General features: G+C 60.3%; 14 protein-coding genes and 1 tRNA gene. 9 read left to right on the top strand and 6 right to left on the bottom strand.

Translation table 11 applies throughout. The features are described from left to right. Positions 1–10 precede the first annotated feature (10 nt). Positions 11–145, bottom strand: coding sequence for a 50S ribosomal protein L34 (rpmH, locus tag AC0JZ8_RS03820; RefSeq protein WP_062578914.1), 135 nt, complete (start codon positions 143–145; stop codon positions 11–13). A gap of 484 nt (positions 146–629) precedes the next feature. Here rpmH and AC0JZ8_RS03815 point away from each other — a divergent pair, with 484 nt between their 5' ends. The 5 genes from AC0JZ8_RS03815 to AC0JZ8_RS03795 all read left to right on the top strand — a co-directional run bounded on the left by AC0JZ8_RS03815 (position 630) and on the right by AC0JZ8_RS03795 (position 7,353). Then, positions 630–2,666 (top strand): methyl-accepting chemotaxis protein, encoded by a 2,037-nt coding sequence (locus tag AC0JZ8_RS03815; protein ID WP_471891851.1) that lies wholly within the window; start codon positions 630–632, stop codon positions 2,664–2,666. A 218-nt stretch (positions 2,667–2,884) separates the two neighbouring features. Next, a complete protein-coding gene (locus tag AC0JZ8_RS03810; protein WP_113109678.1) occupies positions 2,885–4,393 on the top strand; it encodes a sensor histidine kinase in 1,509 nt (502 codons plus the stop codon). A gap of 136 nt (positions 4,394–4,529) precedes the next feature. Continuing rightward, positions 4,530–4,606 (top strand) — tRNA-Arg (locus AC0JZ8_RS03805). Between the two features lie 113 nt (positions 4,607–4,719). Beyond that, positions 4,720–6,249, top strand: coding sequence for a glycosyltransferase family 39 protein (locus AC0JZ8_RS03800; protein ID WP_471891850.1), 1,530 nt, complete (start codon positions 4,720–4,722; stop codon positions 6,247–6,249). A gap of 66 nt (positions 6,250–6,315) precedes the next feature. Continuing rightward, positions 6,316–7,353: a 4-hydroxyproline epimerase gene (locus AC0JZ8_RS03795; RefSeq protein WP_184654142.1), complete on the top strand. Its 1,038-nt coding sequence runs from the start codon at positions 6,316–6,318 to the stop codon at positions 7,351–7,353. Between the two features lie 38 nt (positions 7,354–7,391). Here the strand turns inward: AC0JZ8_RS03795 and AC0JZ8_RS03790 are convergent, their stop codons facing one another. Further along, a complete protein-coding gene (locus AC0JZ8_RS03790; protein WP_184654141.1) occupies positions 7,392–8,318 on the bottom strand; it encodes a tetratricopeptide repeat protein in 927 nt (308 codons plus the stop codon). A gap of 253 nt (positions 8,319–8,571) precedes the next feature. Here AC0JZ8_RS03790 and pyrC point away from each other — a divergent pair, with 253 nt between their 5' ends. The 4 genes from pyrC (at position 8,572) to AC0JZ8_RS03770 (ending at position 12,778) form a co-directional block, all read left to right on the top strand. Continuing rightward, positions 8,572–9,615 carry a dihydroorotase gene (pyrC, locus tag AC0JZ8_RS03785; protein ID WP_471891849.1) on the top strand — a complete coding sequence of 348 codons (1,044 nt, stop codon included), beginning with the start codon at positions 8,572–8,574 and terminating at the stop codon, positions 9,613–9,615. 113 nt (positions 9,616–9,728) lie between these two features. Next, positions 9,729–10,904, top strand: coding sequence for a GGDEF domain-containing protein (locus AC0JZ8_RS03780; protein ID WP_062578921.1), 1,176 nt, complete (start codon positions 9,729–9,731; stop codon positions 10,902–10,904). Between the two features lie 160 nt (positions 10,905–11,064). Then, entirely contained in the window at positions 11,065–11,760 is a 696-nt protein-coding gene (locus AC0JZ8_RS03775; protein WP_062453965.1) for an orotate phosphoribosyltransferase, read from the top strand. A gap of 91 nt (positions 11,761–11,851) precedes the next feature. Continuing rightward, entirely contained in the window at positions 11,852–12,778 is a 927-nt protein-coding gene (locus AC0JZ8_RS03770) for a carbohydrate kinase family protein (RefSeq protein ID WP_192087585.1), read from the top strand. A 60-nt stretch (positions 12,779–12,838) separates the two neighbouring features. Here AC0JZ8_RS03770 and AC0JZ8_RS03765 read toward each other — a convergent pair whose 3' ends face one another. The 4 genes from AC0JZ8_RS03765 to AC0JZ8_RS03750 all read right to left on the bottom strand — a co-directional run bounded on the left by AC0JZ8_RS03765 (position 12,839) and on the right by AC0JZ8_RS03750 (position 17,984). Continuing rightward, positions 12,839–13,003: a DUF3096 domain-containing protein gene (locus tag AC0JZ8_RS03765; protein WP_082471821.1), complete on the bottom strand. Its 165-nt coding sequence runs from the start codon at positions 13,001–13,003 to the stop codon at positions 12,839–12,841. Positions 13,004–13,179: 176 nt separating this feature from the next. Beyond that, positions 13,180–14,796 carry a glucose-6-phosphate isomerase gene (pgi, locus tag AC0JZ8_RS03760; RefSeq protein WP_471891848.1) on the bottom strand — a complete coding sequence of 539 codons (1,617 nt, stop codon included), beginning with the start codon at positions 14,794–14,796 and terminating at the stop codon, positions 13,180–13,182. Positions 14,797–14,897: 101 nt separating this feature from the next. Further along, positions 14,898–16,151 (bottom strand): alpha/beta hydrolase, encoded by a 1,254-nt coding sequence (locus AC0JZ8_RS03755; RefSeq protein WP_062578927.1) that lies wholly within the window; start codon positions 16,149–16,151, stop codon positions 14,898–14,900. A gap of 135 nt (positions 16,152–16,286) precedes the next feature. Next, a complete protein-coding gene (locus AC0JZ8_RS03750; RefSeq protein ID WP_471891847.1) occupies positions 16,287–17,984 on the bottom strand; it encodes a long-chain-fatty-acid--CoA ligase in 1,698 nt (565 codons plus the stop codon). Positions 17,985–18,054 lie beyond the last annotated feature (70 nt).

Raw genomic sequence — 18,054 nt, 5'->3', positions numbered from 1 at the left:
CATCCCGGCGTTAAGCCGAGAGACGAGCGCGGCCACGTGAGCGGCGAGCGGCAAGAACCTTCTGGCCACCCTTGGTTGCCATACGGGCGCGGAAGCCGTGACGACGCTTGCGAACAAGCTTGGACGGCTGGTAGGTACGCTTCATTTTTTTAATACCGCGGTGTGCGGCCCTTCTTGAAGTTTGCTTCGTTAAAAGCAAGAGCGTTTAGGAAACGTTCGGGCGCCGGCCGCAGTGCGACTGGGAGCCTTGTGAACGTGCGCGGCTTATAAGGGGAAGAGGCGCGAAAAGTCAATCGCAGCACCGCGATTGCGCTCGGTTCCGGGCAAGTGTCTGATGAAACTGGCTGGATTCTGGATGTCGCGTTAACGCTTGTGTCCACACGGGCTTTCCATGTCCTGTAAGCCTGACGGATGAAAACCGTGCTTTCCCGGAGTAGACCCCATGTATTTTCGTGGATTCGGGAGACTTCAGTCAGTTGCGAGGCAGCGCTAGACTAGGCAGGCGCTCACTAATTGAGCTTTTGATCATCAACAAATGTTAATCTCTGAGTGCTATTTCTCGCACCATCAAGATGTAGGGGTTTAGGGCCCTCCGCATTTTTTGATTTGTCGCTTCGGGGGAATGCATTGTGAAGATAAGAGCCAAGATCAACATGCTCGTTGGTGTGATGAGCGTTGTAACCTGTGTCATCGGTGGCATATCGCTCTTCGCAGTCCAGAAATACAATCAGCAGACCAGAGACTATGCTGCTGTTGCGCAGCGCGTGTACCAGGGTGAGCATCTTAACCGCATGGTGACGGCCGTTGTTATGGATGCGCGGGGCGTCTATGCAGCCAAGGACGCAGCAAGCGCCAAGCCGTTCGGCGATGGTATCATGAAATCGCTTGCCGAAATCGAGAAGCTCATCGCCGCTTGGGGGCCGACCGTCCCGGCGGAGGAGAAGGAAATCTTCGACAAGCTCGTCGCGCGCTTCCAGGAATTTAAGGCCTTCCGCTCCGAGACTGCGCGTCTCGGTCAGGCCGAAGGGCCACAGGCCGCCAACGTTCAGGGCAATAACGACGCCAATCGCGCCAACCGCAAGGCTTACCAGGAGCAGATCGACGCAATCGTCAAGATCGACCAGGCGGCGATGGACAAGCTCAGCGCCGAAATCGACGGCTTTGGCGACATGATCTTCTACAGCGTGCTCGGTGCTACCCTGCTGGGTGTGATGGGTGGTCTTGCATTCGGCATTTCGCTCGGTCGCAAGCAGATAAGCCAGCCGATTCTCGAGCTTACGTCTTCGATGAAGCAACTGGCCACCGGCGACTACGCTGCAGCTGTGCCCTTTGCCGGCCGTGCCGACGAGATCGGAGACATGGCCGAGGCCGTCGGCGTGTTCAAGAAGAACGGCCTCGAGGTGGCGCGGATGAGCGGTGCCGAAGCTGAGATGCGATCGAAGAACGATGATCTTCAGGCGCGCATGGCCAACGTCGTCGGCGCAGCGGTCGAAGGTGATTTTTCGCGGCGCATCGACAAACAGTGGGGCGATGAAAACCTCGACAGGTTCGCACGCAATGTCGATCAGCTTGTCTCAAGTGTCGATGCAGGCGTGGCGGAAACGCGCCGTGTCATTGGTAGCTTGGCGGAAGGCAAGTTCGACGACAGCATGGCTGGCCATTTCAAGGGCGCCTTTGCCGAACTGCAGCAGAACGTCAATGCGACGATGGACACGCTGCGTGGCACGATGCGCAACATCCGTGCCGGAACCGGCGCGATGAACGACGGAGCATCCGAACTCAGCTCCGCCGTCAACGATCTCTCCAAGCGCACCGAGCAGCAGGCAGCAGCTCTGGAAGAAACCTCGGCGGCACTCGACGAGATCACAGCTGTCGTGAAGACCTCGACAGAGCGCGCCACCGAGGCGACCGTGATGGTGAGCGAAGCCAAGACCAGTGCCGTGCAGTCCGGTGAGGTGGTGCGCAGCGCTGTCGACGCCATGGGCCGTATCGAGCAGGCATCGCGCGAGATTGCCCAGATTACCAACGTCATCGACGAGATCGCCTTCCAGACCAACCTCCTGGCGCTCAACGCCGGTGTCGAGGCAGCTCGTGCGGGCGAAGCCGGCAAGGGATTTGCCGTCGTCGCACAGGAAGTGCGCGAACTGGCGCAGCGGTCTGCCAGTGCGGCCAAGGATATCAAGGCGCTGATCGGCAAGTCCGGTGACGAAGTAGCGGCCGGCGTGCGTCTCGTCCAGAACACCGGCCATGCCCTGTCCGACATTGAATCCCGCGTCATCAGCATCAACGATCACATCAACTCGATCGCCGTTGCATCGCGCGAGCAGGCGACCGGCTTGGCGGAGATCAACAGCGCCATCAACCAGATGGATCAGGTGACGCAGCAAAATGCCGCGATGGTGGAAGAAACATCCGCCGCGACCTCTAGGCTCTCCGGTGAAGCGGACAATCTCTTCGCACTCGTATCCAAGTTCCGGATCGACGGCGAAGCGTCGGGTCATCGTGCGCCCGTCGCGGTCGCTTCCGGTTCTGCCTCCGCAAGAACACCGGCGCCCCGCGTGTCCCCGGTCAAGACCATGACCAAATCGATCGCCCGCGCATTTGGCGGCGGATCCGCCGCTGCGGCAGCGGCGCCGTCGGCAAGCGCGGACTGGGAAGAATTCTGAGCCGAACCACCCGTGCAAGCGAACAGGGGCCCGGGTGGTATCGTCCATCCGGGCCCTTTGTTTTTGTCGGTTCTGTCGTGCTTCAATCTAGCCCAGGAAACGCTCCAAGGCCGACTTCCGGTTGGGGGGTGGAAAAAATGCGCCAGAAAGCTAGAATATGCAGATGATTGCAGCCACCACCGAACGGCTGGACAGGCGAGATAACGATGACGAGCCACATGGATGATGCGGCCGAAACTCCAAAGCAGGAGCAATCGGCGCAGACCGGAACAGCCTCCAGGGCGTCTGCCGAGCAGATGCCGCAGCTTTTCCGTGGGCTCTCCGGTCGTCTTCTCTGGCTGACGATCGTCTTCGTGATGCTGGCCGAAATCCTGATCTTCATGCCGTCTGTTGCCGGCATGCGGATGAACTGGCTGCGTGACCGGCTGGATACTGCCGCTGCGGCCGGAATCGTCATCGACGGACTTCAGCCGGCGGAACTGCCCCGCGCCGTACAGGACGACACGCTTCTTGCCACCGGAACCAAGGTGATTGCGCTGCGCAAGGACGGGACCTCGCGCCTGCTGGCAGCAGTCGATGTGCCGCCGCAGATCGACGAGCAGTATGATCTGACCGATACGCCGCTTCTGGTGACGATGCGCGACGCGCTGGACACGCTGTTTTTGGGCGGCGGACGCGTCATGCGCATCTACGGCCCGATCGGCGAAAGTGACATGATCATCGAACTGGTCATGACCGATGATGCTCTGCGCAAGGATATGCTCAAATACGCGAAGATGATGTTTCTCCTGTCGCTGCTGATTTCGATCATCACGGCAGTTCTTATCTTCCTCGCCATCAACCGCATGATGATCCTGCCGATCCGGCGCCTGACGAAAAGCATGCAGAAATTTTCCGAGCAGCCGGAAGATCCTGCGCGTGTGTTTACTGCCGACCGGTCTCGTGGCGAGCTCGCCGTCGCCGGCCGGCATTTGTCGGCCATGCAGACGGAGCTGCAGCGGACGCTGAAACAACAGCGCAACCTGGCCGATCTCGGTCTCGCCGTCTCCAAGATCAACCACGACATGCGCAACATCCTTGCGTCAGCGCAGCTGATGTCGGACCGCCTGACCGATGTCGAAGATCCGATGGTGCGCAGCTTCGCACCAAAACTGTTGCGCACGATCGACCGCGCCGTCGGCTACACGACCGAAGTGCTGGCTTACGGGCAGGCCTCGGAAGCCGCGCCGAAGCGGCGCCGGATTCTTCTCGCCGAACTTTTCCAGGAAGTCCGCGACATCCTGGCCATCGATCCTGATGCCGGCATCGAATTTCACGATCAGATCGCCGTCGATCTCGAGGTCGATTGCGACAGCGAACAGATCTTCCGGGTGATCCACAACCTCTGCCGCAACGCGCTGCAGGCGCTGGTGACGTTCGAGCCGGACGACAAGTCGATTGCGCGCCGCATCACGGTGTCAGCCCACAGGGTCGGCAGCGTCGTCAGCATCATGATTGACGACACCGGACCCGGCATGCCCCGCAAGGCCCGCGAGAACCTGTTCTCGGCCTTCCGCGGTTCGGCCCGGTCCGGCGGCACCGGTCTTGGCTTGGTGATCGCACGCGAGCTTGTCCTTGCCCATGGCGGCACGATTGCGCTGGTGGAAAAGCCGACCGAGGGTACTCAGTTCCGCATCGAAATTCCCGACCGTCCCGTATCGCTGGACGACTACCGCGCCCGCGCCTGATCGCAAAATCACGCAAATTCAGGGGCTTGCGAACTATTTGACATGAAAATGACAGCCGCTGACCGAAAATCGCTTGCAATCCTTTGCCGCAGCATTTAGAGGATCGCCACGCAAGTAAAACACACTGCTTGCAGACGCACCCGTAGCTCAGCTGGATAGAGCACCAGACTACGAATCTGGGGGTCAGGAGTTCGAATCTCTTCGGGTGCGCCATTCTCTTCTTCCCAAAAATGTTCTCTCAACTCTCGGTCCGCCGGCAATCATTTTTGTTGATTTGTCGATAGGGGATATGCGACCTGCTGTTCCGTCAATTCGGAGCGAGAACCATGCAGAACGCAAACATGCTGTCATCGAGAGACGGTGGCTCCGGCGCTAGTGGGGGCATCTCCGGCTTTCTTTCCGGCGGTGTGAAGCCGGTCGCGGTGTTGTTCGGCATCTACTTCATACTCAGCATCGCCATTCGCGTGTCGCTTCCCAATTCGTTGACGCTCGACGAGGCTGAGCAGTCGCTCAACTCGCAGTTCTGGCTGCTCGGCTACGGACCGCAGCCGCCTTTCTACAACTGGGTACAGAACCTGTTCGTTGGCGCGCTCGACATCTCGCTGCTGTCGCTGGCGCTGCCCCGGTTCGGAATGCTGTTCCTGGTCTATCTGTTCATGGGCCTTGCCGCGCGGGAACTGCATGTCAGCCGCAGCTTTGCCGGCCTTGCCATGCTCAGCCTGACGCTGCTGCCGCAGGTTTCCTTCATGCCGCAGCAGGATCTTACCCACACGATCGCGCTCCTGATGGCGACCTCCCTGTTTTTCTACGGTCTTTGCCGCACGCTGGTGCGTCCTGACTGGCAGGGATATGCGATCATCGGCATTGCGATCGGGATCGGTACGATCTCGAAGTACAATTTCGTCATCCTTCCGGCCGCGACCATCGTGGCGGTTGCGCTCGATCGGGACTGGCGCGCGCGTCTTCTTGATCCGCGCATGCTGCTCGCCGCCGTCATCTGCATTGCCATCGTCCTGCCGCACGCGGTCTGGCTTCTCGGCAATCTCGATCTCGCAACGCGTGGCACGCTCGGCAAAATGGTTGAGTCGGATGCGCCGCAGGGTATTTTCCGCGTCACCAAGGCGCTCGGATCGCTCCTCGTCGCCTGCCTCGCCTTCGGCGCACTGGCTGTCGTCGTGCTGGCACTTGCATTCAAGTCGTCGGTCAAACGGGCGGTCAGGGCAGGGGATCGCTGGACCACGCTGTTTGGCCGCATCATGCTGTTCTCGCTGGTCGGCGTGGTTGCGGTCGTCCTCGTGGCTGGAACGACACGGATCACCGAGCGCTGGCTCGACCCTTATCTGCTGGCGTTGCCGTTGTATCTGCTGCTGAAATTCGATCGCGCCGGGGCCGACCTTGGTTTGGGTTTCAAACGGCTGGTCCCCGTGTTTCTGGTGATCATGGTGGTCGTGCTGGTACCGGGGCCGGCAAAGGTTCTGACGGCAGGCCTGCTTGGACCTCCGGGCCGTATCAATATGCCGTTTGCTGACCTGGCAAAGCAGATCCGCACCGAGGATCGCCCGGCAACCATTCTGGCGCTCGGGATGCATCTTTCCGGCAATATCCGCATGCAGTTTCCCGATGTACCGGTGTTCGACATCGACAGCGCATCAGTCAAGCGCGCGATGCGGGATCTCGCGCCGCCGGTCCTGGTGATCGAGGCGGATGGAGACGGTGCCGTTGTCGAGCCGAAACTCGATGCGGCAATGCTGGAAAGCGCGACTGGTCTTTCCGCCACCGATTTCCGGACAAGGCTCGTTCCGTATCATCGCGCGCCGGACCGAAACATGGGCTTCCGGTACCTCTGGCTTCGCTGAGGCCGGTTTCAAAGAGATCAGGCCGGTGAGATCCGGCAACAGGTTCAAGCGCGTCAGGGGCGAAACATGAGATGGAAACGTACGATCCAGTTGCTGGATGTCCATGCCGAAGGTGAGATCGGACGGGTCGCAATCGGTGGCGTCCCGAAGATCCCGGGCGATACGGTCGCAGCCCAGCTTGCCTGGTTGAATTCCGATCCCAAGGGCCACGAACTGCGCCGCTTCCTCTGCCTGGAACCGCGTGGCGCCCCGATCGGTTCCGTCAACCTGCTGCTGCCGGCGAAGCATCCGGATGCGGATGCAGCCTTTGTGATCCTCCAGCCGGATCAGGCGCATGCCAGTTCCGGGTCCAACTCCATCTGCGCCACCACCGCGCTTCTGGAAGCCGGTATCGTCGAGATGAAAGAGCCCGAGACGGTCGTGACGCTGGAAACGGCTGCGGGCCTCGTCAGGGCCGTTGCTACCTGCCGCGACGGACGATGCGAGAAGGTGAAGCTCACCATGGTGCCGTCCTTTGTCCATCAGCTTGATGTGACGATCAGCACACCGCAATGGGGAGATGTCACGCTCGACCTGTCCTACGGCGGCATCTTCTATGCATTGGTTGATGTCGACCAGATCGGCCTGAAGATCGAGAAGGGCAATGCCGCGGAACTGGTCAAGGCCGGCATGATCCTGAAGGATCTGGTCAACCGGCAGGTCGAGGTCGTACACCCTGAAATTCCCGAAATTTCCGGCGTTGCTTATGTGATGTTTCGCGATACGGAAGTGGATGGCACGGTTAGAACCTGTACGACAATGTGGCCGGGCCGGGCAGACAGGTCGCCCTGCGGCACCGGCAACTCGGCCAATCTCGCAACGCTTCACGCGCGCGGCAAGGCAAAGGTCGGAGACAGCTTCATCTCGCGCTCCATCATCGGCACCCAGTTCGAAGTGGGATTGGCTGCCGAAACGACGGTAGCCGGCAAACCTGCGATCATTTCGACGATAGCGGGACGCGGTTTTACATTTGGTCTGCACCAGATCGCGCTTGATCCGTTCGACCCACTGGCCGATGGTTTCGCGATGACGGATGTCTGGGGTCCGTCAGCCGGAGAGATCTAAGCGGAGGCCGTCGGCGAGCCTGCGTTGTCTCGACGGACTTAGATATCTCTGCCGTTCTTGGCAGGAGTCTCAATGTCGCCCTGCTTCAGAACCAGCGTGTTCATACCCTCGTTCATGTCCTGCTTTGGCTGAGAGGGGATCATGCCGAGTTCCTGGAACTCCATGACCTTCTGGGCGCCGAACAGGTCGCCCTTCTCGGCAGCCTTGCGATAGAGGTCGACCGCCTTCTGCGCGTCGGCCGTAATGCCCTCGCCGCTTTCGTACATCAGGCCGAGGTTGATCATCGCATCGGTATTGCCGCGCTGTGCAGCCAGATCGTACCAGGCAATCGCCGTCTGATCGTCGGCCGGCAACATAGTGCCTTCGTCATAAATCGCGCCGATATTGAACGCAGCGGTATCGTCGCCTTCAGCAGCTGCCTTTTCAAACCAGGTGAGCGCCTTGGTGACGTCGACCTGAGTTCCCAGGCCATCGCGATAGGCGACGCCAAGATTGTAGGCTGCGAGCCGGTTACCGCCGTTTGCGGCTTCGGTATAGAGACGGAATTCCTGCTGCTCGTCACCGAGGCGGCCCATCAGCATGCCGAAGTTAACCTTGGCTGCAGGGTAGTTTGCTTCGGCAGCTACATTATAAGCCGTCATCGCCTGATCGGCCTGTTCGGAATTATTGAGCGCGCGGCCCAGCTGATAGGCGAAACGCGGGTTGCCGGTCGCCTCGTAAGCGGTGCGGCACGCATCAACGGCCTTAACGTCGATGTTTGCGATATCGACCGGAGCAAATGAACCATTGCGCTGCTCGTCAAATGGGCTGCCGGCAAGCTGGTCGCACTCGGTCTGAAGAGCTACAGTCACGAGGAGGTTGGAACGCTCCTGGGCACTCAGGGAAACCGTCAATGCACAGAAAGCTGCGGCAGCGCCTGCTGCAATTGCCAATCCCCTGTTGACTTTCGAATTAAGGGATTTCATCTTCTCGCTCCGGCTGGTAGAACTGTTCGATTGGTGGACGAACGCCGGAAATGCGGACTGGTTCCTGCCGATCTTAAGCTTTCATTGATAAATGGTATCCAGCCTGTGCACATTTGCGTGTAATCGGGGCGTGTAGTGATGGGGTTCCACACTATCGTCCGCGTCAGTTTGTTGTCGCGGTGATTGTTTTGAGCGGAATGTTGATGCTAAGGGGGAGGAACTCTTCCAGCGCCAACAACCGCCCAGAGGCCCCATGAATACCATCAGTATCCGCCGCCCCGACGACTGGCATCTGCATTTGCGCGACGGCGCGGTTCTCGAAGGGGTGATCGGCGATACCAGCCGGCATTTCGCGCGCGCGATCATTATGCCCAATCTGGTCCCGCCGGTGGTCACGACCGCAGACGCAAGAGCGTACCGCGAACGGATCATGGCGGCATTGCCCAAGGGCGACCGGTTCGAACCGCTGATGACGCTGTACCTGACGGAACAGACCGATCCCAATGATCTCGAAGACGGCAAGAACAGCGGCCTGATCACCGCAGTCAAACTCTACCCCGCCGGTGCCACCACCAACTCGCATGGTGGCGTGCGCGATTTCGACAAGGCGATGCCGGCGCTGGAGCGCATGGCAAAGATCGGCCTGCCGCTTTGCGTACACGGCGAAGTCACGACGCCGGACGTCGATATCTTCGACCGCGAAGCCGTCTTCATCGAGACCGTTCTCGATCCGCTGCGCAAGCGCCTGCCGGAACTGAAGGTGACGATGGAGCATGTGACCACGGCCGACGGCATCGACTATATCAAGTCGGCCGATTCCAATCTGGCTGGAACGATCACCACGCATCACCTGATCATCAACCGCAACGCGCTTCTGGTGGGCGGTATCCGCCCGCATTATTACTGCCTGCCGGTCGCCAAGCGCGAAAACCATCGGCTGGCGCTGAGAGCCGCTGCGACTTCCGGCGATGCCCGCTTCTTCCTCGGCACCGATTCGGCGCCGCATGTGGATCCGCTGAAGGAATGCGGTTGCGGTTGCGCCGGCATCTATACCTCGCTCAACACCATGAGCTGCCTTGCCCATGTGTTCGAACAGGATAACGCGCTCGACAAGCTCGAAGCCTTCACCTCGCTGAACGGCCCTGCTTGGTATGGTCTGGCGCCCAACGAAGAACGCATTTCGATGGTTCGCCAGGCTGATCCGGTTGCTTTCCCGGACAAGCGGGACACGGGGGCTGGCCTCATCACCGTGTTTGATCCGATGTTTCCGCTGCACTGGGAAGTCGTTGAAACCTAAGCGGCATTTGGCAGGAAATTTAAGCTTGACGGTTGCTTGGTAATAATTTGGAGACAAACGGGAGATAGTTTTCCGCCCGTTACCTGACTTCGATCACCGAAGAGTTTGCCGGCATGACGCTAGACTATAAATCTCTTCTGCTTGCGCTCGGCGTTTCTGCCGCGTGCCTGATGGTGACCTTGTTCGGCACCTGGTTTTCAAGGCGGACCGATTCTTTCCTGCTGACGCTGGTCATCGCATTGAGCATGACGGTAACCGGCATCTTCGCCTATGGCTTTTATACGGCCGAAGCCGGTACCCTGACCGCATCCGTCGCATACGTGTTCATGATCTCCGGCCTCAGCGTGATATACGGTGCTTCCGTGCAGTTCCGCACCGGTGCAAAGCCCTGGCGGCTTGCCGCACTTTTGGCGCTTGCGGCGATCGCCCCGGGTCTGCCGCTGATGATCGGCGGTCTCGACGGGCTGGGCTTCATCCTGATGAACATTGCAGCAGCGCTGCTTCTTGGCGGTACGGCATGGCAATACTGGCTGGCGCGCAGCGAAGCGCCCGGTCCGCTGACCGGCATGGCCATCCTTTATGCGATGAGCGGATTTTCCTTCGTTCTGTGTGCATCCGTCCTCATTGCCAACCAGCAGTGGGTGCTGGGTCACGCCCCGAACAACTGGGCCGAGACGCTCAATATCGGCATCTGCATCGCCGGCATGACAGGCATCGGCGCGCTCTCGCTGGCGCTTCACCAGTGGCGCATGGCAGCGCTCCATCGGCGCGAGGCAATGACCGATGCGCTGACCGGACTGATGAACCGCCGCGCCATGTTCGAGCGCAACGGCGGTCGGATGCTGGGCACCTCCACCGCAGTCATCGTGTTCGACATCGACCGTTTCAAGACAATCAACGACCAGTACGGTCATGCGGTCGGCGATGAAGTGCTGAAGATCTTTGCCGAGGATCTGCTGGTGGAAACGCCGGGCCCCAACACCGCGCGACTGGGCGGCGAGGAATTCGCCGTCCTTCTCGACAATGTTCTGCCGGGGCGCGCCGAGCGGATCGCCAACGATATCCGCAATCGTTTCGGTGCCCGTGACATCACGGTCGGGGTTGACCGCGTGCGCTGCACGGTCAGCGCCGGAATCGCGGTGGGTTCCCAATCGGGCGTGCTTTTCGAAACTGTGCTCAGTCTCGCCGATGCGGCACTTTACGAAGCAAAGCGGGCCGGGCGTGACCGCGTCCAGGTCTCAGGCTACCTGCGGTCAGTGTCGTCGGGCGAAAATCGCACAAGCGCCTGAAAACGCCTGAATTCAGTAAATCGTACCCGCCTTGCGCTGGCGCGGTCTCCCGCTTGCTGATATTGCGGCGCGTGGTTTCTAGATGCAGTTCCGACGAGAATGTCATGCGGCCTTTCCGCAGGGACTTGCGACACGATGAATCGAGCAAAGGAGCGGGCGCATGATTCAGACCACATTTCCGGACCGTAGCGTTATGGCCGAACTCATGGCCAAGATGCTGTGGGAAATCGGTGCGGTGCATTTCAATGCCGAAAAGCACTACAAGTTTGCCTCAGGCATGATGAGCCCGGTCTATATCGATTGCCGCAAGCTGCTGTCCTACCCGCGCATCCGCTCTACCATCATGGATTTCGCCGTGTCGACGCTTCTGCGTGACGCCGGCTTTGAAAAATTCGATTGCATCGCAGGCGGCGAGACAGCCGGCATTCCATTCGCAGCCCTCCTGGCAGATCGCCTGGCGCTGCCGATGATCTATGTGCGCAAGCAGCCCAAGGGCCATGGCCGCAACGCCCAGATCGAGGGTAACCTGCCCGAAGGTTCACGCGTCCTCGTGATCGAGGATCTGACCACGGCCGGCGGTTCGATGTTCAAGTTCATCGATGCCATCCGCGCTGCCGGCGGCGTCGTCGATCATGGCATGGCCCTGTTCTACTACGGTATCTTTGACGAGGGCGCGCTGCGGTTTGCCGATGGCAAGGTGCAGTTCCACCACATTGCCACATGGCGCAACGTGCTTTCGGTCGCCCGCGACCAGAAGCTGTTCGACGAGAACACGCTGTCGGAAGTCGAGGCATTTCTGGATGCCCCGCTGGCATGGTCGGCCCGCAACGGCGGCATCAGCGAACTGCCGCGCTAAGCATTCGCGGAACGCGAGCTTTTGCTCTGGTCAACGGACAAAAGCTCGCTTATTCCTGTCGAAAACAGGCAAATTCCTTGGGAGGAAATCCATGATCCTGTGCTGCGGCGAAGCTCTTATCGACATGCTTCCGCGTGAAACCACGCTTGGCGAAAAGGGCTTTGCGCCCTATGCCGGTGGCGCCATTTTCAATACGGCCATCGCGCTCGGGCGCCTCGGCGTGGACACGGGCTTCTTCACAGGCCTTGCCGACGACATGATGGGCGATGTGCTGCGCGAGACGCTGCGCGGCAGCAATGTCGATTTCAGCTACTGTGCCATCACCGCCCGCCCGTCCACCATTGCCTTCGTCAAGCTGGTGGATGGCCATGCCACCTACGCCTTCTATGACGAGGGCACGGCCGGCCGCATGATCACCGAGGCCGACCTGCCAGCGATCGGCGACGATTGCGAAGCCCTGCATTTCGGCGCGATCAGCCTCATCCCGGAACCCTGTGGCTCGACCTACGAAGCGCTGATGGCCCGCGAGCAGGGCAAGCGCGTCATCTCTCTCGATCCGAACATCCGTCCCGGCTTTATCAAGGACAAGGCCTCGCATCTCGCCCGCATCAACCGCATGGCGGCGATGTCGGATATCGTCAAGTTTTCGGATGAAGACCTTGCCTGGTTCGGCCTTGAAGGCGATGAGGACACGCTTGCCCGCCACTGGCTGCATCACGGCGCAAAGCTCGTCGTCGTGACCCGCGGCGCCGATGGTGCAGTCGGCTACACCGCCAATCACAAGGTGACCGTGCCGAGCGAGAAGGTGACGGTGGTTGATACCGTCGGTGCCGGTGATACGTTCGACGCCGGTGTGCTGGCCTCGCTGAAAATGCAGAACCTGCTCACCAAGACACAGGTCGCAAGCCTGTCCGAAGATCAGATTGCGGCCCTTCTGGCGCTCGGCGCCAAGGCTGCGGCAGTCACCGTCTCGCGAGCAGGGGCGAACCCGCCGTTTGCCCACGAGATCGGGCTCTGACAAGGACCGTGTCGCCTGCCAGCTGTCCTCGTTGAAGAACGAGGCAGCGGCAGGACAGGCTTAATTTGGCATCGGGATGTTTTGCATCACATTGGGCCAGAGGCCAGTAACGCCAATGAAGATCAGATAGAGCGCCACCACGTAATTCAGAATGCGCGGCATCAGAAGGATGACAATCCCCGCGATGAGCGCGACGAGCGGCTGTATGAAGACGATCGATTGCATTGTCTTGGCTCCTGGTCAGACTATGGGCGTTTCGCCAGCAACGGCAGAAGTGTCCGCGCCTTCACAAACTCGGTGAGGAGCTATTGGTTGCTCGGAGCGCCAATCACGACGAGTGCGGCATGCGCTTCCGTGGTATCAAGGATGAGCCGGGCGAACCCGGCTCATCCTAAGGCGTCTCAGCCAATCAATGCCTTCACCAGACCTTGCGTCGAGCCGTCCTGGTCGTCAGCGGCGGCCTTGCCCTGCACGACTGGCAAAAGACCGGTCGCCAGTTCCTTGCCAAGCTCCACGCCCCACTGGTCGAAGGAATTGATGCGGAACAGCACGCCTTCGACAAAGACCCGGTGCTCGTAGAGCGCGATCAGCCGGCCGAGCGCAAACGGCGTCAGCTTGTCGTAGACGAAGGTGATCGACGGGCGGTTGCCGGTGAAGACCCGATGCGGCGCGATGTGGCTGGCCTTCGCCTCGTCCATGCCGGCCTTTGCCAGCTGCGCCTTGGCCTCATCCAGTGTCCGGCCTTTCATCAGGGCCGCCGACTGCGCCAGGCAATTGGCGATCAGCAGATCGTGCTGATGGCGAAGCTCCGGCTCGAAGCCAGTCTTTGCAATCATGAATTCGGCCGGAATGACGCTCGTGCCTTGGTGGATCAGCTGGTAGAAGGCATGCTGGCCGTTGGTGCCGGGTTCGCCCCAGACGACCGGGCCGGAATTGCCCTCGACCGGAGTGCCGTCGATCGTCACGCCCTTGCCGTTCGATTCCATGTCCAGCTGCTGCAGATAGGCCGGGAAGCGCAGCAGCCGCTGGTCATAGGGAAGGATCGCGCGGGTCGGGTAATCCAGCACGTTGCGGTGATAAAAGCCGACCAGGCCAAGCAGCATCGGCAGGTTCTGCGCGGTCGGCGCCGTGCGGAAATGGGTATCCATCGCATGCGCGCCATCGAGAAACTTGCCGAAATTCTCAGGACCGACGGCAAGCATCAGCGGCAGGCCGATCGCCGACCAGATCGAATAGCGACCGCCGACCCAGTCCCAGAAGCCGAACACCCGGTCCTGGTCGATGCCGAAGGCGGCAACCTTGTCGAGCGCCGTCGAGACCGCGCAGAAATGATGCTTCACCGCATCGTCACCCAGCTTGTCGGCGATGAACTTGCGGGCCGTGGCGGCATTGGTCATCGTCTCGATCGTCGTGAAGGTTTTCGAGGCGACGATAAACAGCGTCGTTTCGGCGTCGAGATGCTTCAGCGTATCGGCGATATGGGCGCCATCGACATTGGAAACGAAATGCGCGCGTGGGCCGTCATGGAAAGGCGCAAGTGCCAGCGTTGCCATGACCGGGCCGAGATCGGAGCCGCCGATGCCGATATTGACGACGCCGGTGATCGCCTTGCCCGTTGCGCCCTTCAGGCTGCCGGAGCGGATGCCGTCTGCGAATTTGCCCATCGCCGCAAGCACGGCGTTGACATCAGGCATCACGTCCTTGCCATCGACCATCACCGGAGCGTTGGAACGGTTGCGCAAGGCAGTGTGAAGAACGGCACGGTCTTCCGTGAAGTTGATGGCGACGCCCGAAAACATCTCATCGCGCTTTTTCGCAACACCGGCAGCTTCGGCCAGCGTCTCGAACAAAGCGAGGATGTCGTCGTTCACCGCAGTCTTGGAATAATCCATGGTGAGGTCGTCGAAGCTGACGCTGAATTTCCCGAACCGGCCGGGATCAGCAGCAAAAGCCGCGCGGATATCCGTGGCATTTGTCTTCTCGGCAGTGGATTTCAGCTCGTTGACGATGGTCTGCATGGACGTTCCTCGCATTCGGATGGATGCGTGGGAACCTATTCGCTTTCGCGTTCAAATCAAGCGCTGCGCGCGATGTTCGCTGCGTGCCTGGACTTCTGGCCTTACGGAACGATGGCACTTTCGGCCGTGTTGCCGATGGCGCGGCCGAAGCGATCCACCTGTTCGGCGTAGTTGCGCCGCGTGCGCGGGTCGAAGATCGAGATCGGTGTTGAGACGGCAACGCTTGCCGCACTGCCGACCGTCTGCGCCGTGCCGAGTGCTACGGCACCCAGGCGCTCGCCAAGTCCGACATCGCTGTCGGTCACTTCCTGGCCGGCGATCAGCCGGTTGCCGATCAGCTTCACGACATCCGGGCTTGAGGCGAACTTGCCGTGGTTGAGCGGATCGTTCCCCTTCAGCGCCGTCAGATCGAGCACGGTAATACCGGCCTTCTCGAATTCGGTACGATAGGGTTCGACGGTCGGATCCACCTGCCCGAGCCGATCGATATTGCCCGAAATCCGTCGCGACAGATTGAGCGCACGGTCATCGCGCGAAACGAACAACGTGAATTTCGGATGCTTGGGACCAAGCGCCGAGAACTGGTTGGTGAACACGTCGACATCGAGATCCGGCGAGGCAAGGATGACGTTGGTGATCTTCGGTGCCACGCGACCGTCGCGGATCGCCATCTGGCGCAGCGCCTCGACTGTCAGCCATGAACCCATCGAATGCGCCATGATCGTTACTTCGCTGACTTGGGAATCCTTGGAAAGCCGGCTCAGCATGTCTTCCAGCGCGTCACGGGAATAGTTGGTGCTTTCCTTGTCGTAGTTATAGGCAAAGATGCTGCCGCGCGACGGCCATGTGAAGAGGACCGGTGCCACATCGGTGCCGCTGTCGTGGACGATCTGGGCAAAACGGTAGACGGCGTCGTCGTAGCGGTTGTTGAACCCGTGCACGAACACCATTACCCGTCGGCTTTTCGGCAGGTTGCCGCGCAGCCACTCACTGGCACGCTGCGGCGAGAGCGGCGTGACCGAAAGCGTCGCAAATTCCTTGGTCGGATCCGCCACGATCTTTTTCGGCCACTGGACCTCGCCGATCTTGCGGACGGAATCGGGGGGTATCGAGACGCTGATTTCGGTCACGCTCGGGGTCTTGTCGCGCTCTCCGGAAAACAGCACGCCCGGCGTCTCGGAGGGTCGGCGGGTGGTGGCGACGAGAACGTCTACCTTGGATATGCCCTTGGTTTCCGCAGCCCCTGCCGCGGCTGGAACGAGCACGCCTTCAGGCCGCCCGGCGCAGCCCGAAAGGGCGGCTGCCAAGAGCGCAGCAATGACGATGCAACGAAAGGGTCCAGCGCTTTTATCCAAGCGAACTCCACATGCCAAAAAGTTATTTATCCTTAACGGCTAACGGAGCAGGCGTCCAAGGTCCACCTCAAACGGGTGATCTCTCGTCGGACGGGGGCAGTTGGGCAGCGCTTGTCGCAGCCGCGCAACGATTGGCTATTGCCGAAGCTCGCGCCTCAGAATTTTTCCGACATTCGTTTTCGGCAGCGCGTCGCGGAACTCGATAAAGCGAGGGCGCTTGTAGTTTGTCAGGTTGGCAATGCAGTGCGCCTTGATATTGGCCTCGGTCAGTTCCGGATCCCGGCGCACGACGAACACCTTGACCGCCTCGCCGGAATGTTCGTCCTTGACGCCAACTGCTGCGCATTCCAGCACGCCCGGATGGCTCGCCACGACTTCCTCAACCTCGTTCGGATAGACGTTGAAGCCGGAGACAAGGATCATGTCCTTCTTGCGATCGACGATCTTGATATAGCCGGCAGCGTCCATGTAGCCCATGTCGCCGGTTCGGAAGAATCCGTCCGGGGTCATCGCCTTCTCCGTCTCGTCCGGCCGGTTCCAGTATCCGGCCATCACCTGCGGGCCGTGGATGCAGATTTCGCCGACGCCGCCGAGTTCGACCTCCAGCCCGTCGTCGTCGCGGATCGAGATATCGGTAGACGAGATCGGCAAGCCAATCATGCCGGTGAATCCCTGGACATCCATCCGGTTGGCGGTGGCGACCGGCGACGTCTCGGACAGGCCGTAGCCTTCGGTAATCGGGCAACCGGTCATCTCAAGCCAGCGCTCGGCGACCGGCCGCTGCACCGACATGCCACCGCCGAACACAAGCAGCAGCGCCGAAAAGTCCAGCTTCTGGAAATCGGCATTGTTCATCAGCGCATTAAACAGCGTGTTGAGCCCGGGGAAGACGTGGATCTTGTATTTCTGCAGATCCTTGACGAAGGCCGGGATATCGCGCGGATTGGCAATCAGGATATTGTGGCTGCCGGTCGCAACCCCCATCAGCGAATTCACCGTCAGCGCGAAAATGTGGTAGAGGGGTAGCGCGCATAGGAACTGCAATTGCGGCGGACGCGGCTTTGTCAGGAAGGCGGTGTCCAGCCACAGGCCCATCTGCGATGCGTTGGAAAGAAGATTGGCGTGCGTCAGGATCGCGCCCTTGGAAACACCCGTCGTGCCGCCCGTATATTGCAGGAACGCGACATCCTGTGGTCCCACATCCTGCGGCGTCAGGGTTTTGCCCGATCCGTCGGAGAGAACCTGCTTGAAGCTTGTCGCCGAGGGTAACGACCAGTTCGGAACGAGCTTCTTCACCTTTCGCACGACGAGATTGACGATATGGCCCTTGAGGCCCAGCATGTCGCCCATCGTTGCTACGACCACATGCTTCACATCGGTGCCAGCAAGCGACTGTTCTACCGTATGGGCGAAGTTTTCCAGTACGAAGAGCGCCTTGGCACCCGAATCCTCCAGCTGGTATTGCAGTTCGCGCGGTGTGTAGAGCGGGTTGACGTTGACGACCGTATAGCCTGCCCGAAGGATGCCGTAGACAACGACAGGGTTCTGCAGGATGTTCGGCAGCATCACCGCCACCCGGTCTCCCTTTTGCAAGCCCGTCGATTGCAGCCAGGCGCCGATCTTGCGGCTCTCGGCTTCAAGCTCGCGAAAGGTGATGGCCTTGCCCATGCTCGAGAAGGCCGGGCGATCGGCATAACGGGCGAAGCTATTTTCGAATAGAGCGCCGAGCGAAGCATGTGCCAGGGGTGGGATTTCGGGGGGAACGCCGGGCGGGTAGCTGGCAAGCCAGATCTTTTCCCTCGCTGTGGCGGGCTGCTTGGACAATTCGCTCATCTGCGTCTCCTCCCATATCGATCTGCGCGCATCAGGCGCAGCTGGCTGGCGGCTTCCTCCTCCGCCGGCC

It is taken from the genome of Velazquezella soli, assembly GCF_977018685.1.
This window is presented reverse-complemented; position numbering and strand designations above follow the sequence as displayed.

Excerpts from the sequence above, each read along its gene's own strand:
- rpmH (WP_062578914.1), bottom strand. The coding sequence starts at position 145 with ATGAAGCGTACCTACCAGCCGTCCAAGCTTGTTCGCAAGCGTCGTCAC.
- AC0JZ8_RS03810 (WP_113109678.1), top strand. The coding sequence starts at position 2,885 with ATGGATGATGCGGCCGAAACTCCAAAGCAGGAGCAATCGGCGCAGACC.
- AC0JZ8_RS03800 (WP_471891850.1), top strand. The coding sequence starts at position 4,720 with ATGCAGAACGCAAACATGCTGTCATCGAGAGACGGTGGCTCCGGCGCT.
- AC0JZ8_RS03795 (WP_184654142.1), top strand. The coding sequence starts at position 6,316 with ATGAGATGGAAACGTACGATCCAGTTGCTGGATGTCCATGCCGAAGGT.
- AC0JZ8_RS03790 (WP_184654141.1), bottom strand. The coding sequence starts at position 8,318 with ATGAAATCCCTTAATTCGAAAGTCAACAGGGGATTGGCAATTGCAGCA.
- pyrC (WP_471891849.1), top strand. The coding sequence starts at position 8,572 with ATGAATACCATCAGTATCCGCCGCCCCGACGACTGGCATCTGCATTTG.
- AC0JZ8_RS03780 (WP_062578921.1), top strand. The coding sequence starts at position 9,729 with ATGACGCTAGACTATAAATCTCTTCTGCTTGCGCTCGGCGTTTCTGCC.
- AC0JZ8_RS03775 (WP_062453965.1), top strand. The coding sequence starts at position 11,065 with ATGATTCAGACCACATTTCCGGACCGTAGCGTTATGGCCGAACTCATG.
- AC0JZ8_RS03770 (WP_192087585.1), top strand. The coding sequence starts at position 11,852 with ATGATCCTGTGCTGCGGCGAAGCTCTTATCGACATGCTTCCGCGTGAA.
- AC0JZ8_RS03765 (WP_082471821.1), bottom strand. The coding sequence starts at position 13,003 with ATGCAATCGATCGTCTTCATACAGCCGCTCGTCGCGCTCATCGCGGGG.
- pgi (WP_471891848.1), bottom strand. The coding sequence starts at position 14,796 with ATGCAGACCATCGTCAACGAGCTGAAATCCACTGCCGAGAAGACAAAT.
- AC0JZ8_RS03750 (WP_471891847.1), bottom strand. The coding sequence starts at position 17,984 with ATGAGCGAATTGTCCAAGCAGCCCGCCACAGCGAGGGAAAAGATCTGG.